The following is a 25,601-nucleotide window of genomic DNA, read 5'->3' as shown; positions in this document are numbered from 1 at the left end:
CACTAACGCGAACATCTCTGCCAGCAGCCGCTACGCCATCGGCCATGTAAGGCTTGTAGTACTGGTTAGTAATATTCTTGACCGTAAGGTAGGCTTCCCAGTTATCTAATGCGCCAGACTCGCCAGTAAACGCCACATAAAAGTCCTGCAAGAAATACGCATCAGTGGCTTGATCCGTTCTAAAGCTACTTTTAGTCGGCATCTCATCTTCAGACTTACTGTCGTACCACTTACCACGCCAAGCAACCATTACGTCACTCGTCAGATAATATCCCAGCTTTAGTCCAATATTGGTCGGCGCTAAATCAGCCAGGTACTCATCTTCACCCGTTGAGTCCTTTAAGCTGCCATCGTGCTTGCCCTCTATATAAGAGGCGTCTAAATCTGCGAATAGATCTTGGTAGCGATAATTTAATACCAAGTCGACACCTTGATTGTAGTATCCGCCAAGATTGGTGTTGTAGCCTTGAGCTTGTTCTACAGAGTTAACCCCAGAGCGCTTAGCCACATCATTCTCGCCTTTGTGGTAGTACAAGGTTATTTGAGTTGATAACGTGTCGCTATTAGCAAACAAGTCATGATTAAGCTGGGTCAACCCTAACTTATAGGCGTGTAAACGCTCAACCTCTAGATCACGGCTTGAGGTGATAGCTTTACTGGCCTTGGCATATTGCACCGTATAAATATCATCAATGACTGGCGCCTGTAATGTATAGGCGTAATCAAAGTAGAGCTGGGTCTGTTCAGTTAAGGCGTAATGAACACCTAATCGCGGTGAGAGTCCCGAGTGTGAAACTGCGCTGTAGTCATGGCCTGCGGCTAAATCATTATAATCAGACGCCAAGTTTCCCTTACCTTCACTACGAATATAGTCATATCTAACGGATGGTTTAACCGTTAGAGCATCATTAACTTGGTAACTTAATTTGGCATAAACGCTTGAGGTTTGCTGCTTACCGCTGGGCTGATAATACGGCGTATACAGACCAAAGTTTTTCGCTTCTTTCTTCTCATAGGTTTTATTATAAACCAGAGAGTCACGGTCTGAACTTAAGTACTGCAAGCCGATTAATAAGCTGTGGTCGCCGAACCAGCTGGTGTTATTGATATCGACAAAAGAGCGTTTGTAGTTGAGCCAAGACTCATGGCCAAAGTTACCCACCGAGACATACATCTTTTCCCATGCGATATCAGGGCGTACCCAATGACGCTGATTCTCACTGGTTGAAACGACCAACTGAGTATCAATCAAATCATTGTCTGGTGTATAACGATAGTTCAACGAGTAATTCGTATCTTCGTAAATATTGTGAGCCGTTGTTGCGTAAAGCGCTGTTTTATAATCACCATACTTTTTAATATTGTAATCACTGATATTCGGCATTTGACCACGGCGATTAGCCCACGGCTTTTGGCCTTCATCGGTATAATCGGTCATCGATAAAGACAATAAATGTGAACCATAATCAAAATCTAACTTCGCTAATAGGCTATTTTGACGATAACCTGAGTAACTAAATTTAGCTTCATTGCCCATATCATATTCAACGGGCTCGCCCTCATCAGCAATATTCCCCCCCCAAACTCCATTACCTAAAGTGGTATCGTTAGCGTCTCGATAGGTGTAATTAACAATGGCAGACAGATGGCGGTTAAACTGACCATATAAGCTCACTAAACTACGCTTTTCATCGTCATTATCGCTATAACCTGCTTTAACTCTTGCGCCAAAATGCTCTCCTGTATCCAAAAAGTCTTCCGCACTTTTACTGGTTACATACATAGAGCCACCAAAACCGCCGTTGCCTGAACGAACATCGTGAGCCCCTTTAATCACCTCAACCTGTTTAATTAGGTCCGGGTCAATAAAGAAAGAGCCATAGCGGTATTGCTCAAAACCCAACGGTGCATTATCTAAGTAGAGGTTCAAATCCTCCACAGCGCCAAAGCCCCAAACATTAATTCGTTCGCCACCGGAACGGGTTCCACCATCAATGTTAACCCCGGGAAGTTGATCGACCAACTCAGCAAATTGTGAAGACTGCTGCTCCTCAACCTCTTTCATGGTAATCACAGCTTCACCCGGAGGTGTTAATTTTAAACCACGACGATATGACCTGCCGGTAACTTCAATAATCTCAATTGCATCAACCTTAGGCTCGCCTAATACTTGATTCATTGAGCGAGAACTGCCTTCTTCAACCCTTTGTTGTAGATGTTGATCCGTTTGCGCATATACATGCGACTGAACAGATAGAGATAAAAAAGACAATAAAAACAGCTTAATAGAACGTGACAGCACCAGAATATACTCATGAGGATGTAAGATGGCGGCAGTATAAAGAAAAAACACCCAAATGATAATGATTATCAACTGCAATTTACATTTGAAATAATTGTGTTACCAAAACACCCGATTTGAACTCATATTTTACAAAATAAACACAAAGTTAAAGTTCATGTTTTATCTGCGAGCGCATCCCCAATTACGTATCGGCAATTGACCACCGGCAAAATACAGCCCCTTTAAGCAACCAAGCCTAACACTATGAATATTCCTACATTAGACATCCACATACTGCTGTATGTTGAACCTAAAGAATTTATCAATATAGTATTAAAATTAGACTATCATCTTACTAGTATCGCTTGCCTATTTAGGTGTTGATTACACTTAACATTAACACTCTAATCGATGGCAACAAGGATGAAATTACGGCGTCATACCTTCAATTTGTACGTTAGGATCATAGATGAAAAAACTTAAGCAAACTCGTAGAGACTTTATTAAAACGGTCGTTATTGCGGGGGTCAGTGTTTACTTCTCACCGCTTGTCAGTGCCAATAGTCGAGAGCAAGAGTACTTATATAAGCCAAAAAAACCATGGGCTAGTGGGGGTAAGGCTAAATTTAGGGTTGATGCAATTCAGAAGGTTACCGGTGAAAAAGTGTTTGCTCGCGACTTTAGAGCAAAAGACTTTGACCTCTGGCCTGATAAGCAGTGGCACGGATACATTGTGTGTGCAACGGTGGCTGATCGTACATTTGAGAGTATCGATTTATCTTTTTTAGAGAAACAACCCACTAAAGTTATTTTGGCCGAAGATCTTGCTAAAAATGACGTCAAACTCCCCCCTTTTCATGGTGAAGAGATGTTACTAACCAAAGGGAGTGTCGCCCACTTTATTGGCCATCCGGTGGCGATTCTATTGTTTGATGAGTTTGATGACTTTAACGCCGCGAAATCACGCTTAGATTTCAATCCAGATGTACTCAAATTTGGCGATAAAACAGAACTTTATCAGAGAAATCCCTATGCATCATGGCGTGTGGTACGCATAGCAAAAGAGAGAAATGATTCAAGCGATGTTTTTTCCCCCTTCCAAGATGGGCTATTTTTCCCCGCCTATCAGTTAAGACAACCCAAATGGCCTAGGGAACGTAATATAGGAGGAACCCTAGGTGAAAAAGGGATGTATTACGCGGATACAATCCAACAAGATCTATTAAAAACAAATATTCATGTCGTTGAAAAGCAATTTCAAACACAAATTGTTGAGCCGATGATGCTCGAGCCAGAAGCCGCTAATATCTGGTTTGATCAAGCGACTCAGACCGTACACGGTACCGTTACCTGCCAAGATCCAAGCGACTTTACCGAAATGGCAGTACATCTGCTAAAACAGAGCAAACAAGCTAAAGATATTAAAAGTATCGTGCTTTATTCAGGATTTGTTGGCGGCGGATTCGGTGCAAAAGACCACTCAGTATTCCCTTATTATGCCCTTGTCGCTAGCCTATTTTCCGATGGTAATCCGATTAGAATCGCCAATGACCGCTATCAACAGTTCCAGTCCGGTCTTAAACGTCATCCCTTTAAAATCAACAACCGTTTAGGGATCAATAAAGACACCTTAAAAATTGAAGCATTAACCTCTGTATGTGATGTGGATGGGGGCGGAAGAGAAAACTTCAGTGCCAGCGTAGCCTCTGCTGGTATGTCTGCAATGCAGGGCGTGTTTTATATTCCAAAAAGTGATTTACAAGCAACCGCTTATCACTCAAGGAATGTCACATCAGGCTCAATGCGAGGTTATGGCTCGACACAATGTATGCCAGTGGTCGATCTCATGATAGGACAGGCTGCCGCAGAGTTAAATGTAGATCCGTTTGAGCTTAGACGCAGAAACCTATTACACACTGATGATCTTAATACTCAAGGAGCCGAAATTGCAGGTGAGCTGCGCTATCGCGAAATTTTAGATAAAGCAGAGCAACATCCTATCTGGAAGAATCGAGCGGCTAACAAACACACTTTTGAAACCAACAACCCAAACAAAACATTTGGTGTCGGCTATTCATTGCTTTCTAAGAATTATGGCACGGGTAATGTTGGCCCTAATGCGGCAGTCAACCTGCTGGAGTCCGGCGAAATTGTTTTAGAAATTGAATATATGGAGATGGGCAGCGGCGCTCAAACCAGCCAAGGGTTATTAACCGATAAGTTCTTTGGCCAAGCAGCTGATGAAGTGCAAGTTGCTGTTACTGAGACTTGGAAAGCACTGCAACTGTTTGAAACAGACAACCCCTATACCATCAGTCAAGAGAAGCAAGATAAGATGTCTAAAGACCCACTCTGGACACCCGTAAAGCTGATGGCAAGTAGTGCATCCGATTCCGCTACTTTTCAAACCGAAGCAACCAAAGGAGCCTGTGCGGTCGTCTATCAATACGGGATTTTACCTGCGGCGCGTACATTGTGGAAACTCGATAAAAACAGCGACCTTTCCGCAGCAACATGGCAAGACGGACAATTCACCCAAGCAGGTTACCCCAACTTACCTTTGGCGTTACTGGCATCAACTGCACACCACCTTGGGTTAGTTACAGGTTGTGTGGCACATACGGTAAACCGCTGGGCTTGGACTGAAGCAGAGTTCACCATTGAAGGTCATACCCAAGTACATTCGTTAGATGCATTAGCGGTTCGCTATGGTAACGGCGCTAATAGCGCTAAAACACAGTTGATGGATAATTTAGGCTACCACCTCATTAAACGTAATTGGGTAAAATACCCAAGCACTCAATATAACAATGCCATGGTGACCTATTACGCTCCCTGTGATTGTCTAGTAGAGCTCAGCGTTGATAAGTACAGTGGAAAGGTCGATATTCTCCGCACTCACAGTGTACTCGATGCTGGCCCCGTGATTTCAAAGCCTATCGTCGAGGGACAAATTCAAGGTGGACTCGCCATGGGAATAGGCCATGTTTTACATGAGTATTTACCACCATTTGAAGATGGCCCCGGTAACGGACGCTGGAATTTGAATCGTTATCACGTGCCACTAGCTAGAGATCTCAGCGTATGGGACATGACACTTGAAATCCTGCCATCAAATGACAGTTCAGAGCGACCTAAAGGGATCGCCGAAGTGGTGATGTTACCGGTGATCTCCGCAGTTCAAGATGCAATATTCAATGCGATTGGCGAACGCTTCGACCACACCCCTATTACCGCTGAACAAATAAAGTCGAGGTTAAGTGTATGAGCAAAAGCACCGTTAATTTCATCCTGAATGGTAAACAAATCGGCCCTATTGCTGTCGATCAAAATACCATGATGATCCAGTTTCTACATGAGCACTTAAACTTAACCGGCACTAAATTTGGTTGCGGCGCAGGGATATGCCATGCCTGCGTGATCTTAGAGAAAACGGCTACTGGGCATGTGACCCATCGAACCTGTATTAATGGCGTAGGGTCATTTAATGGTAAGAACTTGATGACGGTAGAAGGTCATGCACGAATTGATGTGAAGACCCAAGAGCTTGAGTTACATCCGGTGCAACAAGCTTTTATCGAACACTTCTCTTTCCAATGTGGTTGGTGTACATCGGGCTTTGTTAATGAAGCCATCGGTTATTACGAATCACTAAAACAAAATCCAGTTAAAAAGTCTGAGCTACGATCTTCAATTGAAGCCTCACTGGCTGAACATGTATGTCGCTGTACAGGCTACGTTAAATACTATGAGGCAATAGAGGATCTTATATTGTCTCAACCAGAACTTGTTCGATAAGGATGTTATGAAAAAGCTCATTATTATCGGTTTGGCTTTGGGTCTAGCCGCGATCATTTTTATCTATCTTGGTAGCGGTAAATTAGCCAATGTCGCAAGTGCAGATCATCAAAGTGAGGCCGTAGACTTAATCGTTGAGCGTGGCCGACAAGTCGCCATTGAAAGTGATTGTGTTGCTTGCCATACAGGCCCCAGTGGCGCGCCATTTGCCGGAGGCGTGGCGTTTGATTCACCATTCGGAATGATCTATTCAACCAATATTACCCCTGATAAACAATACGGCATTGGGCTTTACCAACGTGAAGATTTTTATCGGGCTGTAAAATGGGGTTACTCAAGTAAGGTCGGCAACTTGTACCCTGCTATGCCATTCACTTCGTACCGGAAATTAAATGATGAAGATCTTGATGCACTGTGGGCTTATTTCCAGTCCATTAAGCCGATTGCAGAGCCTAACAGTGCTAATGATCTTATCTTCCCAGCCAACATTCGCTTTTTCTTAGGAGGCTGGAACCAACTCTTTTTTGAAGACTCCGACTTTAGCCCCGACAGCAACCGCAGCAAACAATGGAACAAGGGTAAGTATTTTGTCGAGGCTGCAGGACACTGCGGTGAGTGCCACACGCCGAGAAACCTATTGTTTGCGATGCAACCCAGTAAAGCGCTACAAGGTGAATTTTTGGAAGGTTGGCAGGCGGGTGATATCACCGCTAAAGAGCTAAATTCACAGGGCTGGAACGCTAAAGATCTGGTTGATCTGCTAAAAATGGGTGAGTCTCGAATGGGCTCAACCTACGAGAATATGTATTTGGTCGTTAACCATAGTTTGAGTCACATGCCTAATGAAGACTTAGCTGCTATATCCGGCTATTTACTGGATAAAGATCAGGTCTCGATTGCAGAAGTTGATGGCTCTAGTGATCTTAAAATGGCTAAGCGAGTGTATTTAAGCCAAGAAGATAAAACACTTTCAGGCTATCAAACCTATGTTGATTATTGCGCAGGTTGTCATGGTTTAGATGGCTTAGGAAAACCCGAAGCCGTGGTGGCCTTAAATCAAAATAGCGCCTTTACCGCCCAATCGCCGTACAACTCTATCGCCGTTATTCTGCGAGGCTTGCCCAGTAAACGTCAAAGCCAAACCAGAGGCGTGGTGTCGATGTCATCTTTCAATGCACAAGTATCAGATCAGCAAGTGGCTGAGCTCGTTAACTTTGCAAGACAAGTTTGGGGAGCACAAAAGGATGCAAAAGTTGATAATGATATGGTCAAAGAGATTAGAGAAAAATTGGATAAAGAGGGTTATTTGAATCATCTACAGATGAAAAAATCGGATTAGAAGCTTTAACGTTATTCCAAAAAAAACGAACCTAACGGTTCGTTTTTTTGATCTCGCTAGCCAAATCCAAATAGATACACTTGAGCTTGCGTATGATAAATATCTATCCTATTTGATTAAGTAGCCGATACTTTTCTTAGCAGTGAAAAAGCCTGTTTGGCATTTTCATTGGTCACCACAAACCCTGTCATATTATTTTGATCATCATATGCTTCTGCCGTCACGCCTTGTTTATCAAAGCCCACTTTCCATGATGAATCAGTATTAAACCTGCCGCCGACTTGGATCGGATATGACGGTGTTTTCACTTTCACCATCATCGCTGGGAATGTCAGTTGTGATGCTTGACCAAGTAACTGCTTAGCAAGCGCATTGGCACTCAAAATAATAGGTTGTAAATAAGCCATGACCTTGCCGTTAATCTCGGCGCAATCACCAAGGGCGTAAACATTGTTGGCAGATGATTGTAGCTTTTCATCCACTACAATACCGCGATTAACCTTAATACCCGCCTGCTGCGCTAAGTCGGTATTCGGTCGTAAACCCGCTGCAGAGATAACGCAATCGACAGTAAATACTTTACCCGCTTTAGTGGTAACCAGCATAGCTTGCTTGCCCTCTTCAGCTTTTGCGTTAATTTGCTCTATTGTGGTGACGTAGTCGTTAAGCTCGAGTGTCATTCCACCATCACGCAAAGGCTGTTCAAGCTTCAATGCGACAAAATCTGGTGCTACATTTGCGAGTAATCGACTATTAGGTTCAACAACAATCACCTTTTTGCCGCTCGTTTGTAGATCCATAGCCAGCTCAGCACCAATTAAGCCGCCGCCCATTATCAATATGCGATTAGCCGTGGTTAGCTTTTTCTGTGAAGCTCGGTACTCAGATAAACTGTTTAGAGTGACAATATCCACTGCAGCATCGCCTTTTATTGGCGGTACAAACGCGGTTGCGCCTGTTGCAAAGACTAGCTTAGAATATTGATAACTCTGCCCATTAGCTAACAGAGATTGCGTTTTAGTATCAACTTGTTCCACCCGTGTGTTGGCAAATAATTCAACCTGATACTGCACAGCAAAGTCAGCTGCAGACAAGGTGATTAATGCATTTGCATCCTGCTGCTTGGAAAATACATGGCTTAAATCTGGCTTGTTGTACTCATCACCTTCATCAGCGGTAAAAACCTGAATAGGCAAACTAACATCTTGCCTGCGTATGTTCTTTATTAACTGATAGGCGGCGAAACCACTGCCAATGATTACAATCGGTGCTGTCATTACTACTTCCTCAAATACGTCGACTAAACCTTGTGTGCAATAAACACGTCTTTTCCCAAGTTACACTCAGGACAGAGGAAGTACTCAGGAACATCAGACCAAGGAGTACCGGGTTCAATTTCTTGGTTTGGCTCACCAATAGCAGGATCGTAAACCCAATTACACACGGTACAAATCATACATTGGCAATCAGAATCATGCTCAGCATCTTTGTTATTGGCAACCGCTGCTTGCTGTGGTTGCTCAGACAAGCTGGCTACAGGCTTATTAGCTTCAGCTTTCTCATCCACAGCTACAGCCTTAGCAAATTGATTTATAGCAGGCGCATCGACCAATGGATGTAACGCCCACTGCTTAGCAATTTGACGGCCATGTTCACGGCATTCTCGCATCGCATTCCCATCTGGACGCCACTTAGTTTTCAAGCTAAGGGCCGTTTCGAAACCCGCGTCCATTAAGCGAGTTTGAATACGATCGACCGCACCGCCGCTCCAACCAAAACTGCCGAACGCAGCGGCTTTTTTACCTTTAAATCTTAAGCCGGTGATCTCTTCAAGCATGCCTGCAATTTTTGGCATCATCACATTGTTCATTGTCGATGAACCTACCAATAAACCCTTTGATCGGAAGGTATGCGATAAAATTTCGTTCTTATCATGCTTTGAGACATTAAAGACTTTTACCGCTACGCCAGGGTCCACATCATGGATACCTTGAGCAATGGCATCAGCCATCATGCGTGTGTTGTTCGACATTGAATCGTAAAAGATGGTGATCTTATCTTCTTGATAACTATCAGCCCACTCAAGGTATTGATGAATGATCTGCGTAGGGTTGTCACGCCAAACGATACCGTGAGAAGTAGCAATCATGTCCACAGGTACATTAAAGCTTAATACTTCGTGGATCTTAGCGGTCACCAGGCTGCTAAATGGAGTTAAGATATTTGCGTAATAGCGAAGACACTGCTCCTTAAGCTCATTCTGGTCCACTTCATCGTTAAATAGATGCTCGTCGCAGTAATGCTGGCCAAAGGCATCGTTACTAAATAACACCGCGTCCTCGGTCATGTAAGTCATCATACTGTCAGGCCAATGCAGCATAGGTGCTTCAATGAAGATGAGTTTCTTACCATTGCCGATATCTACGCTATCACCCGTTTTAACAATTTTAAAGTTCCACTCTGGATGGTGGTAGTGACCTACAATCGAATCAACAGCCGCTTCGGTGCAATAAATGGGCGTGCCGGGGATTTTTTCCAGTAATGCGGTTAATGCGCCGGAGTGATCTTCTTCCGCATGGTTCATCACGATAAAATCGATAGTATTAAGATCAATTTCCATCTCTAAATTTTGCACAAACTGATGACTAAAACGATGATCAACAGTATCGATTAATACTGTCTTCTCTTCACGGATGAGGTAACTGTTATAGCTCGTGCCTCTGGTCATCTTATATTCAGTACCATGGAAGTCTTGCACTTCCCAATCGCGTTGACCGACCCAATGAATGTTGTTTTTCACATGAATTGTCATTAGTTACACCCTAAAATATTAAATAAATTAAATCTTCTACTTGAGTAATTGCACTAACCATGCCAAAAAGTTAATTCATTGAAATAATTAGATAATGACAAAATCAAATCTAATGGGAGTGTAAATATGACAATGCAAAAAAGTGTCAAATAAACACTATCAATGTCAAAAAGACAAGCCGATAATAGTCGCAATGACAGGCTAATAAAGAAGGGAATATCGCAGATAATGTCCATTTAGACAGAGTAAAATCAAGTAATTTGAGGACGAGAAATAGGTGCCGAGAGTAAGGATAATATTCGAGGGTCAATTCTGGGACGACTATATGACAACGTGGAATATAGGCAAGAGTAGATTTTGGCTGCCGTCTACAGCAAAGTTTATCAACACATACCACTGAACACATACCGCCAAGCCGATACTAGCTTCAAGCTAGCTCACAACCCTCTTTTTATTCTGACTCATTTGCTTTTTTATACGTATTATACCAATTGCATTAAGCATCTGTGTATTCAGTAGCAATAGCTCATGGTTTTCACTTCTGCTTTTCATTGAACCACTGCAGTCTCACCGATGCGCTTTGATTTGAAAATGGGTGAATGTGGCTGAGTTGACGACCTATTTAATCTAATGGGGATTAGAACAGAATTATTTTCTTTTAAACGCAAAAAAGCGAACCTAAAGGTTCGCTTTTTTTAATAACTAAAGAAAATTTAACTTTTCTTCAATTATTTAAAGTTGACTCAAACAGTAATTAAACTCTTTGTGTCGACTTTCGACTAGATAGCAACTACGTTAGCTGCTTGTGGGCCTTTTTGGCCTTGCTCTAGGTCGAAAGAAACTTTTTGGCCTTCAGCAAGAGTCTTGAAACCCTCTGAAGTGATAGCGCGGAAATGTACGAATACGTCAGCGCCGCCATTGTCTTGAGTAATGAAGCCAAAACCTTTGTCTTCGTTAAACCATTTTACGATGCCAGTAGTTGAGTTAGACATTTTATGTCCCTTATATTTAGTGGAGAATTAATAAATCTATCGCGAAAGTGCGATGTGCTGAGAGCTTGAATTATTAAATGTTACGATGAAGCTAAGGGAAACACAGATGATACAACGATAACGCAGAATCTGAAGCTTTACTTTTACTTGATGTTTCATTAATAACTCTGTATGCCAGAGCAAGGCGTACTTTACAGCACTTTGAGATATTGTAAAGCTTTTATTCATAAAAGATGAAGAGATACTATAAAAATTGAAAATCATTACCAATGTCGCATAGCTTTCAGTTTAGCCGCACGACTAAACTCAGTTCAGATGCTTGATGCTCTAAAGTCATCCTCGTAGCAATAGTACCCGCTCTATTTAGCTGCACTCACTTTATATACCATTCTACTTGAAGATGCAGGATTCAGGTAGAACGGGGATAGTCGTGTTCGTCAATATAGTATGAGTGTACCGCTGTCAGCTTCGCTTAGCCTTGGTAAGGGTAAACATCTTAATCTGCTGAGATGAGGAACCCTGAATGCTTTGATAACAAATATCTTCTATGTCTGCGCCTTTAACTAACAGTTCTACTGCGCTTCTTCCTGCTCGTCTAGCCACAATGATAATGCCTCCATCGAGCGCTGCCATAACGCTAACAACTGTTGATGTTGCTGCAGGTACTCTTCAGCCGTTACTTTTAATTGTTCGATATCACCACATGTCGTTGCCAGTTGCGTTAACCCCATGCTGGCGCTGCTGCCTTTTAGTGCATGTAATATTCGCTCGAAATCCTTAGGCGCTGCCGCTAAAGTTGCCATATGTGCTTGGCTAGAACCACGGTAAAGCTCAAATAGCTCAACCACAGCCTCTTTACCTAAGTAACTCATATCTTGCGTTAGCAGCGTGCCATCTAATAGTGCTAAGTTCACATTTGGCATAGCCTTAGATCCGGGCGCAGTTTCGAGCAGTGGTGCAATAGCTGTCGTTTGCGATGCCGCCTCGGGCGTAGCATTCAATTCATCAATCTCTTTTGCTCGTCCAAGCCAAGCCGTTAACGCCTTCATATCAAGCGGCTTCATTAACACCAAATCAAAGCCTTGCTGTTGATAATTTTCCATATCTTCTACTTGCAGTTGAGCGGTAAAGGCCGCGATCGGCAGAGAATGGCCTATCTGTGCATTTATCTGCTGTAACTCTTCAAGCAGAGTCATCCCCGAGCCATCGCCGAGTTGAATATCAAGCATCACCGCATCGTAATCACTGGCACTTATAGTTGTGTAGGCCTGCCTTGCAGCCTCACAACTAGTCGCTAACACGGAATCATGGCCAAGATGTGCTAAAAACCCTTGCGCAACCATCGCATTAATCTTGTTATCTTCCACCACCAACACCCGTTTAGAGCTAACAAGTACGGCTTGTAGCTGCTGGGCCATATCAGGTTCCACGCACTCTGTAAGCGGTAATGAAAAACCAAAGCTACTGCCTTGAGTAACTTGGCTTGTTACCCATAAAGCCTTTGAGGCTTCAGCACCCGCACTCATAAGTTCGACCAGCTGTTTACTGATAGCAAGCCCGAGTCCTGTACCACGATCGCGGCCTTTACTGGGCTCGTTACTGTAGGCTTTAAAGAGTTTTGTCATGGCACTGCAATCAATGCCTACACCGCTGTCTTGTACTTTAAAGGCCAGTGCACCTTGTTCAACCATCACGCTCAATTCAACAGTGCCTTGCGGAGTGAATTTAATGGAATTACCCAACAAATTAAACAGTACTTGACGTAATTTTGGACCGTCTAAATAGACCCACTTTGGCAGGTTTTTATAGTTTGCCACTAATGTCAGGCCAGCCAAACCTGCGCCAGCAAGCATAATGGCTGTAACTTCATCGAGTAACTCAGCAAGATCCACAGCTCGAGGCTCATTAGCCAGCTTACTTTGCTCAAGGCGGGAGAAATCCAATATGTCGTTTAACAAGGTTTGCAACAGCGTTCCACTGTATTGTGATAATGCCAACATCTGCCGTTGTGATGGCGGTAGTTTTGAGTGACCAAGCAAAGTTAACGTACCAAGCAGACCATTTAACGGTGTTCTAATTTCATGGCTCATAGTGGCCAAAAATAATGACTTTGCTTGGTTAGCCTGCTCTGCCATATCACGGGCTAATACATGCCCTTTGGCTTCTTTATCTAGCTGAACATTGGCCTCAGCCAGCTCTAATGTACGCGCCTCAACGGTGGCTTCCAATGCTTGTTTATGTTCAAACAGCTCTGTAGCAGTATCACGTAGTTCGGCTTGTAGTTTAAGGTTATGTTCGGTCTTCTGCTTAAAGGCTTTAATCGCGCTGGCCATTGCCGCTAATTCATCATCACCTTCAGTATCGATGGTCACAGCAGTATTGCCAAGACTCAACTGCGCCAATGCGGTTGTGGCCGCATTGAGTTTGAGTGCTATGCCTTGATAGATCACTTTGTAGACAACAAAGGCGATAACCAGCAGCATCAACAAGCCTGTCAGCAACAAGCTCACCTTAGACCAACTCAGCTGATTAAGATAATCGACTCTGGCCTTATCAGCTTCCACACGTTGAATGTTCATCGCCGTATCAACGGCACCATTTAGCGCATCTAATTTATCGGTAAGGGCTTGTAGTTTTAACTCTTGCGCTTGATTTAGTTGAGTGTGTTGTTTTTGCAGCAATATACTCTGGGGCAACGTCTGTAAAATACGGACTTGTCTTGCAAAAGCTTTCGATCTTACAGGGTCACGAATAATATTAGATAAGCTGGTCAAGGATGCAAAGTAGCGTAATCCAGCATCTGATGCAGGATCATTCAAACCTGAAATGGATACCCCGAGTTCTCTCAGCTGACTATCGTTTTTAGCTAACGAATTAAAAATGCCACTATCTAACTCTGGAGATTGAAACACTTGCCCCATCAAAGCAATATTATGCACAATTTTAAGGGCACGATTCAGGCGCTCTTGAATATCGAGATCTTGTTCAATCAAGGTATCGAGCAACTTTGAGGTTTGCTCTACTCCCACGGCTTGCGGATATGCCAAACTGATTTTGGATAAGATACCCGAGTCAACGATGGCTAACTCTGCCAATAACAAGTCAGTGCTTTCGTTTGACGCGTCCACCAGCGCTTTACCTTGGAGCTGTAATTGATAAGCCGCCAAAATCCGCTGTCCCACTTGCTCTCCAAGACGCGACAAATCGAGAATGATATCCGATGCACTCTGTTCAAGGCTTAAGTCAAAGTTTACATTCAAGGCTTTTAACGCACCAATCGCGTTAAGCATTGCGGCGCTATTAATCGACAGTTTACGACCGACCAACTGCCGCTGAGACTCAAACTCAGATTGTCCAAGTAATTTGGCATTTTCGGCCAATGCATTACTTGATAATACCAACTGACGCGCCGCCTCTGATGCTGGTAGTGCTTTATCGTAAAGGTATTTATCGGCTTGCTGTACCCAGTGCAAACTTAAGCTGCCTAACGTCACCAGCAGCAATAACAGCAGTGCCAATAAACTAAAGGCCAGCATTAGGCGACCTATAAGGCTCTTTCTTGATAAAGATAGTCTGGGTCGCGATGATGGAGTCAAATACAAAGCACTCACTCTTTTACGTTATGCTGTTACAATATTGACTCACACATTAATACCAATTGCATTAAATAGGTAGTCAATTCAGAAACACTCAAGCTTTTCAATTCAAGACGCCTTGACCAGATAATGGTTAATCCTTTGTGAGCCGACGAAAGCAGAAGTGCAATGTCTGAACGCTCCCCATAGGCTGGATTTCAACGCTGACTTAATGCAATTGATATAACATGAATCAAGGGTATGTTAATTATGGCAAAACCATTCCAATTGTGGGTAAAAGTATTACTCGCACTATTGCTTGCCAGTCCATTTGCGGAAGCGGCCATATCGGTGCCCTCTTGGTCACTTGAACAAAGATTGCCTTTCGATAACAAAATCCAACACAGCACAGAGGTGCAATATACGCCGCTGACTAACGCTAAAAAAGACTGGCGTATTTGTGTGTTAATGCCTCATCTAAAAGACAGTTATTGGACCGGTATTAACTATGGCCTAGTACAACAAGCAAAGAAGTTAAAACTGCATGTAGAACTATTTGAAGCAGGTAGCTATTACGGCTTAGATAAACAATTAAGCCAACTCGATAACTGCATGAAGCACAATTTTGATGCCATATTACTCGGGGGAGTTCGCCCTGATCTACTTGAATTTTACAAGCCACCTATTAACAAACCTATTATTGCGCTGGTCAATCGCCTTGACCATAAACAGGTCACCACACGGGTAGGCGTTAACTGGTATCAAATGGGCTTTCAAGCAGGGCAATTTATTCGCCAGCAAACAGATAAAACCACCCAAGTCAGTTCCCAAGTCGCGCTACTTGCCGGCCCCGATAAACAAGGTGGCAGTGGTTTGGTTGAGCAAGGGTTAACAGCGGCTCTAATCGGCAGTAAAGTCAGTATATCAGCAGTACGTCACGCTGATAACAATCGCAACTTATATCGCGATGAAATGGAGGCGTTATTAAAGACACAAACGCCGCAGTATATTCTGGGTAGCGCAGTCGCTATCGAGGCGGGCGTTTCAATTTTAAAGCAGTACCAGCTTGAACATAAGGTCAAATTAGTCAGCAGCTATCTGTCCCCCGCAATACTCAGAGGGATCTATCGGGAGCGGGTTGAGTTCAGTAACGATGATTTGGTCGTCGTGCAAGGCATGCTTGCCATTGACGTTGTAGTGAGGGAACTGCAAGGTGCTAAACCCTTTGGCGATATTGGTCCCAAAATACAAAGCCAAGTCATTGGAAATATTCATCCACAGGTGTTAAAAACCAGCTTAGCTCCGGCCGACTATTACCCTATCTATCGAGTAAACCCAGAAAATTAATACCTAACGGAGCCTATAAACTGCGGCAAGTAAAACCGTGAAATATTAACAGCCCCTAGTCTTTCACCTTCGCGGCAAACAGATAACCTTCGCCATGTACGGTGACAAATAACTCTGGAGATAACTTGTTGCGCAGGCGTCTGATAATCACATCGATAGTGCGATCATTAACGTCCTGATTACGGTGACTGGTTTGCTGCATTAATCGGTCGCGCGACAACACTTGCTGTGGGTGAAGAGCAAAAGCAGTCAATAGTTCAAACTCTGCTTTAGTGAGTTTAATAATCTCACCACTGCAAATCAGTTTTCGGCTATTGAGCTCTAATACATAGTCATTAAAGGCAATAATATTGTCATTGGGATCAGCTTGTGCGCTACTCTCAGTAATCGCTTTTTGAACCAAAGAGATACGCCACAATAAGTTTTTAACCCGCACCAGCAACTCCCTTAACTCAAAGGGTTTGGTCACGTAGTCATCGGCGCCCATCTCTAAACCAACAATTTTATCGATGGTCTCATCACGGCCAGTCACCAGTATGATCCCTACATCGCCGCGACTGCGTAGTTCACGCGCCAAGCTTAGGCCATCGGTTCCGGGCAAGTTAATGTCGAGCATCACTAAATCAATATGCTGGCGATTAAATTCATACCACATCTGCTCACCATCTTGAGCTTCAAGGACTTGATAGCCCTCTTTCTCAAAATAGCCTTTTAATCTAGCCCGAATGACCGCTTCGTCATCGACAACTAGCACTCTGTAGCCCATACATCACCTCAACCAACACGCATTTATTTATCTAACAGCGGCATGCGAATAACCGCTTTATCGCTCTTAACGCCACATCATATACATAATTAGCCGCTAATACACTTACAGCGATCTCAATCTGCCGCAAGAGGTCTTGGTTTCAGCTTCAATAACAAAAAAGCCGATTCTGTAGAATCGGCTTTTCAATATAGGTTCGGTAGGCTTAGAAACTCTTACTTAAGCCAAAGACAACGCGATCATCAAAGATCTCAGTTTGTGTGCCATAGACTAAGTGTGACTTATCAACTGAACTTCCGTGGTAACGAAGATCAAAGACTAAACCGACATAGCTCGCTTCGACACCCAAGTTCCAGTGTGTCCAACCTTCAGCACCTTCACCGTCTAGGTCTTGGTAGCCCATTGATCCAGATACTTTAATGCCGTTATTAAAGTCATAACTTGGATGCACGGCGTAGTTAACCCCTTGCCAACCATCAACACCAAACCAATCATCAAGAGTGGGAGTCACTTCTAGCGTGACATTCGCTTGACCAAATTGCTTACCGACTTTAATCCATAATTCGGTGTAGTTAGAATATGATGCACCGGGATAAAGATATGAAAACACCATCACGTCGTAAGTAAAACCGCTATCACCGAAGCCACCAGCTTTACCGATGTAAGGCGCAGTGACAATCTCTAGGTTAGGATCGGCAAACTTGACGTTTGATGCAAAAACACCGGTATACCAACCCTCATCACTGCCCCAACCTAACGTGCCTTGCACTACGGGAACATCGCCATCCATCGTTTCAGACTCACCGCGGAAAACATAATCAGAGGCAAACTTAACGTTACCACTGAGCTGGCCACCAAACAGGTCATTATTGTCAGCAGCAAATGCAGTTCCCATGGTCGTAGCCGCTAAGCTTACAAACATTAAAGCGTGTGCAGTTTTCATATTCATCATCTCGTTATGTTATTTGAGACAAAGGTTACTCCCAAGTTATTAATAACTTTGGCAGTAGTTGTTAACCAAAAAATTAACTATATGAAAAAATATGAACGGCGAAGTTAGCCCGCCCTCTGCAATAGTAAGCATTTCAGCTCTTCGATTTGTACTTTAAGCTCAGCGACGTCCGCAACACTAGCAGGCTTTTCATCATCGCTTAACTCTGCTTCTTCTTCAGCGCGCATGGCTGCGGTTTCTTGCGTCATCACATCCAGCACCGCGCCCACCATCATATTCAAAAAAACAAATGCAGTCAGAAAGATAAAGCTTAAATAATAGATCCAACTCAGTGGGTAGACCGCCATGGTTTCGTACATCACCGACGTCCAAGACTCAAAAGTCGATACCCTAAACAGGGTTAACATCGCCACTGACACATCGCCCCATAAGAAGTCGTTGATATCCGCAAACAACATGCTACCGATAGCGCCGTAGATATAAAAAATCACGAACATCAAGAGTGCGATGTAACCCATTCTCGGTATAGCTTTAAACAATGCATTCACCAGCATTCTAAGCTCTGGGATCATCGACACTAAGCGTAATACTCTGAAAATACGCAGTAGTCTTGCCAGCAAGATGGCCGAACCACCAGCCGGAATTAAACTACCTATAACAATAATGGTATCGAAGATGTTCCAGCCGCTACTGAAAAAACGTTTCGGGCCATCACTGGCGAGAAAACGGATGATAATTTCAATCGCAAAGAACACCGTGATGCCAATATCTAGCAGCAGTAATCCCTTCTCCATCCAATTTGGCAGGTGATATGTGTGCGCGCCAATCGACAATGCTGACACTAAGATGACGAAAATAACAAAGCCCTGAAACGCTTTGCTGTTATCAATTAATTTTAACTTTGATTGTAAAACGGAGACATTGGCGAGCACTTACAGTTCCCTCAAGTAGAACGAAAATAGATGTGTAAAAGAAGCTGATTATCCCTTAATGCACAAGGATCGCGAAGTTTAATCAGTAACAGTTAATTTGACCTTAATTAATCGCAGTTAATTTTGCACTAGCTGTGCGCTGGCAAAACGTTAATTACCACGTATTGGTTACCGCGGTTAGTACAGAGTTGAAGTGTTAACCGTAAAATGTTGTGTGCCACTGCAGTGGTGAAATATTGAATGCTTGCTTAAAGGGCTTCCGATAAACGCTCTCCGAACCAGATAGAAAGCAAAAAAGGTACAATTCAGCGATTAATCAACCATTAATCACTGAATTGTACCTTTTGTGAGGCTTAACCAAGCCACTCAGTGTTGAGCACTGTCGCCAGCATAATTTTGAAGTAAAGTTACCCCAGTTCGGCTTCAATTAACGCCAAGTGTTCGCCAACCCAAACTCGGTTGATCGGCCCCCAGTCATTAATTCGGTAGTAGCCAGCGTTATTACGCTCACCATCTTGTACAAATTCACACTCGATACCCAGATCGGTAAAAGCCGCGATGGCATCTTGCAGGGTTCTGCGGGGCATACTTGTCAGCTTATGCAGCGACAGTAAATTGTGCTGCTCATGCTCAATCTGATAAGCGATGTAGAGCTTTCGATAAAAGGCTATTTGCTGTTTTGACGCCACTTTTTCAGTGTTCATGTATATCGCTCAAGCAGTAAGGTAATTAATTTGTATTATATGGCCTTTGATCTCTAAAACAAAATGTAGCCAAATATGTCTCAGGCTGGTGATTTATCACCGCATACTGATATAGTCGATTGAGGAACTGCGTCTTACATACGTCATATAATGAGTAATGAAATGGAAAATTCACACTTGGCTACTGATACAACATCTTCAGCAGCTAAAGCTGATACTGCAACAGCTGATCTCCAAAACCAACAAATGAGCGCTTTGAATCAACAGCACTCAGATTACCAGCAGCATAACACTGTCAGCCAAGCACAGTGGCAAGGGTTCGACCAAATCCCACTGCAGCCCATTGATGAGCGTCACTATACACAGGTGCTTTATGAGTCCTTATTTGTCGCGGTAATTATCTTTAGTGGTGCAACCTTAGGCATTATTTTACCTGCTGCATTGAGTGTCGTAATGGCTGTTGTGGTGTTAACCACGCTATTACTGTTACTTAGCAGTATTACCTACCTGAGGTATTTACAAGCAAAAAAGCTTAGCTACGCGGTTTGTGAGCATGAGTTTATTATGGAGCAAGGTTTGTGGTGGCAACAACGTACGTCCTTACCCTACTCTCGGCTGCAACACGTCAGCCTTTCTCAAGGCCCACTAGAGAGACACTTTAACCTGTTCACCTTAAAGTGCTTTAGTGCTGGCAGTGGCAGTGCTGAAATAGAACTCCCAGGTATTGAGCAACATACTGCTGAACATCTGCGCCAACACCTACTTGCTCAAGCGGCGAAGGTACATTTAGCCGATCCTCAGACCTCTGACGTTGAGACGATTACCGCTGGTTCTGAAGCGACTGATGTTGAAAATGTGAGTGTTGAGGCTGATGCTGTAACAGCAGATGCTATAAGCCCAGAGGCCACCGCTAAACAAGCAGAGGCTCATCATGACCAATAAGTTTTCACAGTGGTCATCGCTGTCGGCTTGGTCTGTTATTAGCTTTACCCTGTTTGCTATTAAACAAGTCTTTAGCAGTGGCTATGCATTAATCCCTGTGGTTTACACTGGTTGGAATCAAGGATTCAGTAGCCCCTGGGTGATTGTGGTCGCCGTACTGAGTGTTTTGAGTATTCTTATTTATAGTGTGCTGCAATGGCTAAAGTTTAGATTTAAAATTGACAAGGATAAGCTCAATATTAAACACGGTGTCATCTTTAAAAAAGTCGATGAGATCCCCTTCAATAAAATTCAAAATGTGCGCTTACAGCAGCCATTATATTTTCGCCCAATGGGGCTTTATAGCATTGTGGTTGAAACAGCAGGCTCAAAAGGCAATGAAGCTGAGCTTTCAGCACTCGATTACAAAGAGGCATTAGCGTTAAAAAAGCGCTTAATGGCAGAGCAGGATCAGCACAGCCAAACCGCTAACACAGAGGCTATCTCCAATGAAGATTCAGAGAATCAACACAATATCGTTGCTCGTAAAAGCCTAAAAGAGTTAGTGCTATTTGGCCTATATCAAAATAACGCAATTTGGTTGGCCGTTATTCTTGGGCCTATTTTTGGCCAACTAGATTGGGAGTCGATGGAAAACCTGCAATCGATGCAATCATTTTGGGCTTGGTATGATACCAATATAGCCGTTAGCATGGTGTTGCAGTTGGCATTCGCGATGTTTGCGTTGACGCTATTCTACTTACTGTTTTCATTGCTCTCTATAGCGTCCGCAGTCCTTAAATACTCTCCTTATCGCTTAACCCGCAGTGGCAATACGTTACATCGCACTGGTGGCATCATCGCCAAACAAAACGATGCATTGGCTATAAAGCGTATTCAGGTGGTTAAGTTTTATCAGCCACTAGTGGGTCGACTTTTTAAATTATGGACCGTGTATTTTCAACAAGTAAAAGGTCATGAAGTTGAGCATCGAGGCAGTAACAATATGTTAGTGCCATCAATGAATCGCAATAATATTCTTGAGCTACTCCCCAAGCTTAAAGGTATTGAAGCGACATCAACCCAGTTACCCCATCGCTATCAACATATCAACCTAGGTTGGTTTTGGCGCCGTGGCTGGTTGCCTTTATTAGTTCCGGCCATCAATACTTATTTCCACGGTTTGGATATTTTCGCTGAGATATTGTGGGTCGGTGCAAGTATTTTTTGCTTAGGGATCTACCTTAGATATCGCCAATATGGCTATGTAATAGAAGGTGATAATCTTTGGTTCCATTCTGGTCTATTGGGCCATAGCTGGCAACTTATCGCATTAACCAAAGTGCAGCATGTCGCCATTACCCAAAGCCCGAATCAAAAACGTAGTCAGCTGGCTAATTTAGAAATTGGGCTGGCCAGTGGCAATATTAAGCTACCCTATATAACAGTAGAAGATGCCCGCCATATCGCCGAGCGCTCTCTTACGCTTATTCACAATGATCACCGCAACTGGATATAATTATGAGCCCACAAAACAGTCATCCATTAGCAGAGCAGACGCCTGTGACACCCAATACCATCCTGACCTTTTGGTTTGAAGAAATTGAGCCGAAACTATGGTGGGTAAAAGACACAGAGTTTGACGCTTTGATTAAGCAGCGATTCGAAGGTGTTCTAACTCAAGCCATGGCCGGTGAACTCTACCATTGGCGAGCGACTCCAGAGGGGCGTCTTGCCGAGATTATCGTGTTAGATCAATTCTCGCGTAATATCTACCGAGACACACCGCAATCTTTTGCCGCGGACCCTATTGCTCTAGTATTAGCACAAGAGGCAGTCGCCTTAAATAGTGATAGCGAACTGAAAGCCAAGCAAGTGCCGTTTTTATTAATGCCATATATGCACAGTGAGTCACTGCCGATACATGAGGTTGCGATGCGATTATTCAGTCGTGAAGCTGCGCAAGGCAATCTCGAATTTGAGCGTCGACATAAGGCTATTATTGAGCAGTTTGGTCGCTATCCACATCGTAATGCAATTTTAGAACGCAGCTCTACTGAAGCCGAAATAGCCTTTTTAACTCAGCCAGGATCGAGCTTTTAAGCGCTAAATAGCATACGTTCTAATCCACGCAAAAGGGCTTATTTAACCACTAATACTGGGCACTTTGCTTTATAAGCTAAAGCTTCGCCGATATTGGGATTGAGCAGATGCGAAATCCCCTGTCGTCCATGACTCGCAATAACAATCATACCAATCTCGCCTTCCTCCGCTTCTGCCAGAATTTCTCTTAGTACCAGTCCACTGCGAATAACGGTTTTAACGGTCAGCCCTGCATTAAGCTCTTGCTGCACTTCGAGCTGAATTTTCATTAAGCTTTCAGTCGCAAACGAGGTTATCTGTTGCTCAAGTTCAGCAGCAGATTCTACCGCTAGCCCATAATGATGATCACTGAATGGTTCACTCACTACGTGTAACAACCGAACACCAACCCCATATAAATTAGCCATTTCCACCGCATAACTTAGCGCATGCGACGCCGTGATAGAAAAGTCTGTAGGACATAATATTTGACGAGATCGCATAGCGACTCCTTAATCGAATTTAACACCTTAGCCGCAATGCTAACCTTATTAGTTACTTCACCACCAACACCGGGCATATAGCGCCATTAGCCACCGCTTCAGCCACATTAGTATGTAGAAAGTGTGCCAGCCCTGAACGACCATGGCTAGCAATAACTATCATGCCAGCTTCTGACACATCCGCCTCTTTAAGGATCTGCTCGGACGCTACGCCATGGCGTATAACACTTTCCACTGACAGCTCACTCTTAAGATCTGACAGCAACGAATGCATTTTCGCTGCAGCAGATTCCTCCATACTTTGAGCTAGCTCTTCTGGTGTAACAGTGAGTATTTGGTAGTTCTCTAAGCCTACAGGCTGATCAATGACATGAACAAGTCGCAATCCGACATGGTAAAGGTTAGCCATTTCAATCGCATATTTAAGCGCATGAGAGGCCGTTTCAGAAAAGTCTGTTGGGCATAATATTTGACGAGTACGCATAACTAATTCCTCCAAACGTTGTTTAGTCCGTTAGCACAGATGCAGCACGCCTAACGATAACAAGGTTAATCTTAGTCTTTTAACCACTGATGTGCTTCAGTAGTGCTCTCAAAAAACTTAGCATCATAAGGGGTAAACCAATCTGCAATTTTCGCCATCCATTGTTGCAAATTTCCCTCTCCGACAATCGCTATCTTTTTAAAAGCACGTCCATGGGCCAAGCCTAGCTTAAGATCATCCCATGCCGCTCTTAATTCCCAGCCATCGAGTTCGGTCAAATCGGCGAGGACATTGATTTCAGGATGTTCAACCCCCGCTAAAGCGGATTCAAGCAGTGGCACCATATATTGATAGTCTTGATGTGTAAGCTTGCCTTTCGCAACCAAGTTCAAATAGAACTGGTTATCTAAGCGCTCAATTCCAATTGATATTCCGTGTCTTTTATCACTCACCTTAATCTCCTTAGAGGTTAGCTATTAAAGAGGGCTTTTAACGATAGCGTTAAAGAGCAATCTTCAAAACAGTCCATATTTCATTCTAGTGAAGTTTAGCGAAGCCGAGTTGATCTCGCTCACAAAGTAAACGAATATTTGACCTTTTCACAAAAGTGGATTACCATCAGACCGACTAATCAGTCGGTTAATTAACATACTCTCAGGAGCTTCGTAAATGAACATGCCTATTCAAGCCCAAACAGCATTGCCTCTGTCTCAAGTCTTAGTCAATCAGCGTACCCACTACCTTGCAGACCCTTCTCCCTCTTATGAAGCAAGAATCGAGCACCTGAAAAGTCTTAAAAAAGCAATTTTGAGCTATCAAGAGCAGCTAGTACAAGCATTGAATCGGGACTATGGTCATCGCTCAGTGGATGACAGCATTATTTCTGACATCATGCCCTGTGTTAACAATATCAATTACAGCATAAAGCATCTGAAAAAGTGGATGAAACCAAGCCGCCGTCATGCGGGATTATTACTGGCTCCAGCCAGTATTAAAGTGCAATACCAGCCACTTGGCGTTGTCGGTATTATTGTACCGTGGAATTTTCCTATCATGTTGTCTGTCGGCCCGCTTATCACTGCACTTGCTGCCGGTAACAGAGCGATGATAAAACTGTCTGAATTTACCCCAGAAACCAATACCGTTCTCACCGCAATGCTTGCCAGTATTTTTGATCAAAACCATGTTGCCTGCATTGAAGGTGAAGCCGATGTCGCCGCCGAGTTTTCATCGCTGCCGTTTGACCACCTACTATTTACCGGTTCAACCACCGTCGGCCGCCACGTAATGCGCAGTGCGGCACAACACCTGACGCCAGTGACCCTTGAACTTGGCGGAAAGTCACCGGTGATTGTTGCCGATGATATCGACATGGACACTGCGGTAGAGCGGATGATCTATGGTAAGTGTCTCAACTCTGGGCAGATATGTGTTGCGCCTGATTACGTATTGGTTCCAAGCGAAAAACTTAACGATTTTGTGCGAGCCTACAAACGTAAATTCATCAAAATGTATGGCCAAGTCAGTGACAACAAAGACTACGGCAGCATTATTAACCAACGCCAATTTGACCGGATAATGCTGGTTCTCGAAGACGCTAAAGCCAAAGGTGCTACCGTGATGAGTGCCAATGATGAAGCGATTAACATCGAACATCAAAAAGTGCCAACTCAGCTTATCACTGACGCAACCGATGACATGCTGTTACTGCAAGATGAGATATTCGGCCCACTATTACCCGTTATCCCTTATAACAATTTGCAAGAAGCAATTAGCTACATCAATCAACGTCCGCGTCCCTTAGCGCTGTACTTGATGAGTTTCGATAAAAATACCCAGCAACAAGTCATGACCCATACCCATTCGGGAGGTGTTTGTATCAATGAAACGGTATTTCATGTTGCTGCAGAAGATGCCCCCTTTGGCGGTGTTGGTCCTTCAGGTATGGGGCATTACCATGGTAAAGAAGGCTTTCAAACATTTAGCCATGCTAAAACCATCCTTAAACGCGGTAAGTATTTTAATACCGGTAAACTGATCCACCCTCCTTATGGCGGCTGGTTACAAACCCTATTAGTAAAATTCTTCTTGCGTTAAACACCAAGGTAAT

20 protein-coding genes are annotated in these 25,601 nt (G+C 43.6%); 8 read left to right on the top strand and 12 right to left on the bottom strand.

The features are described from left to right. Window positions 1-2,374, bottom strand: a 2,374-nt coding sequence (locus CXF82_RS11995) for a TonB-dependent receptor domain-containing protein (protein ID WP_257982776.1), incomplete at its 3' end; no start/stop codon positions are given. 379 nt (window positions 2,375-2,753) lie between these two features. Between CXF82_RS11995 and CXF82_RS11990 the strand changes: the two genes are divergently transcribed. From CXF82_RS11990 to CXF82_RS11980, 3 genes are read left to right on the top strand one after another with little or no spacing between them, the layout of a single operon-like run. After that, window positions 2,754-5,552: a xanthine dehydrogenase family protein molybdopterin-binding subunit gene (locus CXF82_RS11990; protein WP_101093043.1), complete on the top strand. Its 2,799-nt coding sequence runs from the start codon at window positions 2,754-2,756 to the stop codon at window positions 5,550-5,552. Beyond that, window positions 5,549-6,082, top strand: coding sequence for a (2Fe-2S)-binding protein (locus tag CXF82_RS11985; RefSeq protein ID WP_101093045.1), 534 nt, complete (start codon window positions 5,549-5,551; stop codon window positions 6,080-6,082). Before CXF82_RS11990 ends, CXF82_RS11985 begins: the two co-directional genes overlap by 4 nt. A gap of 7 nt (window positions 6,083-6,089) precedes the next feature. After that, complete coding sequence (locus tag CXF82_RS11980; protein ID WP_102044246.1) at window positions 6,090-7,421, top strand: cytochrome c; 1,332 nt, start codon at window positions 6,090-6,092, stop codon at window positions 7,419-7,421. Window positions 7,422-7,537: 116 nt separating this feature from the next. On the opposite strand, the gene norW is transcribed toward CXF82_RS11980, so the two are convergent. The 4 genes from norW to torS form a co-directional block, all read right to left on the bottom strand. Continuing rightward, entirely contained in the window at window positions 7,538-8,698 is a 1,161-nt protein-coding gene (gene norW / locus CXF82_RS11975; protein WP_102044245.1) for an NADH:flavorubredoxin reductase NorW, read from the bottom strand. A gap of 23 nt (window positions 8,699-8,721) precedes the next feature. Continuing rightward, window positions 8,722-10,233: an anaerobic nitric oxide reductase flavorubredoxin gene (gene norV / locus CXF82_RS11970; protein WP_102044244.1), complete on the bottom strand. Its 1,512-nt coding sequence runs from the start codon at window positions 10,231-10,233 to the stop codon at window positions 8,722-8,724. A 779-nt stretch (window positions 10,234-11,012) separates the two neighbouring features. Further along, the gene (locus CXF82_RS11965; protein ID WP_101093053.1) at window positions 11,013-11,225 is read right to left on the bottom strand and encodes a transcription antiterminator/RNA stability regulator CspE; all 213 of its coding nucleotides are present in this window, start codon (window positions 11,223-11,225) and stop codon (window positions 11,013-11,015) included. 572 nt (window positions 11,226-11,797) lie between these two features. Next, on the bottom strand, window positions 11,798-14,836 hold the full coding sequence (torS, locus tag CXF82_RS11960; protein ID WP_308304384.1) for a TMAO reductase system sensor histidine kinase/response regulator TorS: 3,039 nt from the start codon (window positions 14,834-14,836) through the stop codon (window positions 11,798-11,800). Window positions 14,837-15,070: 234 nt separating this feature from the next. On the opposite strand from torS, the gene torT reads away from it, so the two are divergent. Next, window positions 15,071-16,147: a TMAO reductase system periplasmic protein TorT gene (torT, locus tag CXF82_RS11955; protein WP_101093057.1), complete on the top strand. Its 1,077-nt coding sequence runs from the start codon at window positions 15,071-15,073 to the stop codon at window positions 16,145-16,147. A gap of 55 nt (window positions 16,148-16,202) precedes the next feature. Here the strand turns inward: torT and torR are convergent, their stop codons facing one another. The 4 genes from torR to CXF82_RS11935 form a co-directional block, all read right to left on the bottom strand. Next, entirely contained in the window at window positions 16,203-16,913 is a 711-nt protein-coding gene (gene torR / locus CXF82_RS11950) for a two-component system response regulator TorR (RefSeq protein WP_101093059.1), read from the bottom strand. Window positions 16,914-17,118: 205 nt separating this feature from the next. Further along, window positions 17,119-17,856 (bottom strand): TorF family putative porin, encoded by a 738-nt coding sequence (locus tag CXF82_RS11945; RefSeq protein WP_101093061.1) that lies wholly within the window; start codon window positions 17,854-17,856, stop codon window positions 17,119-17,121. Window positions 17,857-17,969: 113 nt separating this feature from the next. Next, entirely contained in the window at window positions 17,970-18,797 is an 828-nt protein-coding gene (locus CXF82_RS11940; RefSeq protein ID WP_101093063.1) for an ion transporter, read from the bottom strand. Window positions 18,798-19,204: 407 nt separating this feature from the next. Beyond that, window positions 19,205-19,501 carry a winged helix-turn-helix domain-containing protein gene (locus tag CXF82_RS11935; protein ID WP_101093064.1) on the bottom strand — a complete coding sequence of 99 codons (297 nt, stop codon included), beginning with the start codon at window positions 19,499-19,501 and terminating at the stop codon, window positions 19,205-19,207. 162 nt (window positions 19,502-19,663) lie between these two features. On the opposite strand from CXF82_RS11935, the gene CXF82_RS11930 reads away from it, so the two are divergent. The 3 genes from CXF82_RS11930 to CXF82_RS11920 are packed head-to-tail and all read left to right on the top strand — an operon-like array spanning window position 19,664 to window position 22,525. Next, window positions 19,664-20,443 (top strand): PH domain-containing protein, encoded by a 780-nt coding sequence (locus CXF82_RS11930; RefSeq protein ID WP_232775147.1) that lies wholly within the window; start codon window positions 19,664-19,666, stop codon window positions 20,441-20,443. Next, window positions 20,433-21,941, top strand: coding sequence for a PH domain-containing protein (locus CXF82_RS11925; RefSeq protein ID WP_101093066.1), 1,509 nt, complete (start codon window positions 20,433-20,435; stop codon window positions 21,939-21,941). Before CXF82_RS11930 ends, CXF82_RS11925 begins: the two co-directional genes overlap by 11 nt. A gap of 2 nt (window positions 21,942-21,943) precedes the next feature. Then, window positions 21,944-22,525, top strand: coding sequence for a DUF924 family protein (locus tag CXF82_RS11920; RefSeq protein ID WP_101093068.1), 582 nt, complete (start codon window positions 21,944-21,946; stop codon window positions 22,523-22,525). A 38-nt stretch (window positions 22,526-22,563) separates the two neighbouring features. Here CXF82_RS11920 and CXF82_RS11915 read toward each other — a convergent pair whose 3' ends face one another. From CXF82_RS11915 to CXF82_RS11905, 3 genes are all read right to left on the bottom strand, one after another. Further along, on the bottom strand, window positions 22,564-23,007 hold the full coding sequence (locus tag CXF82_RS11915) for a universal stress protein (protein WP_101093070.1): 444 nt from the start codon (window positions 23,005-23,007) through the stop codon (window positions 22,564-22,566). Between the two features lie 52 nt (window positions 23,008-23,059). Continuing rightward, entirely contained in the window at window positions 23,060-23,491 is a 432-nt protein-coding gene (locus tag CXF82_RS11910) for a universal stress protein (RefSeq protein ID WP_101093072.1), read from the bottom strand. Window positions 23,492-23,562: 71 nt separating this feature from the next. After that, the gene (locus tag CXF82_RS11905) at window positions 23,563-23,943 is read right to left on the bottom strand and encodes a SpoIIAA family protein (RefSeq protein WP_101093074.1); all 381 of its coding nucleotides are present in this window, start codon (window positions 23,941-23,943) and stop codon (window positions 23,563-23,565) included. A 217-nt stretch (window positions 23,944-24,160) separates the two neighbouring features. On the opposite strand from CXF82_RS11905, the gene CXF82_RS11900 reads away from it, so the two are divergent. Continuing rightward, window positions 24,161-25,588, top strand: a complete 1,428-nt coding sequence (locus tag CXF82_RS11900) for a coniferyl aldehyde dehydrogenase (protein WP_101093076.1) — start codon at window positions 24,161-24,163, stop codon at window positions 25,586-25,588. The last annotated feature ends 13 nt before the right edge of the window (window positions 25,589-25,601 follow it).

Origin of the sequence: Shewanella sp. GutDb-MelDb (genome assembly GCF_002836075.1) — a bacterium.
In the GTDB taxonomy this organism is placed as follows: domain Bacteria; phylum Pseudomonadota; class Gammaproteobacteria; order Enterobacterales; family Shewanellaceae; genus Shewanella.
The sequence above is the reverse complement of the archived record's forward strand: the minus strand, read 5'-3'. Positions and strand labels throughout refer to the sequence as shown.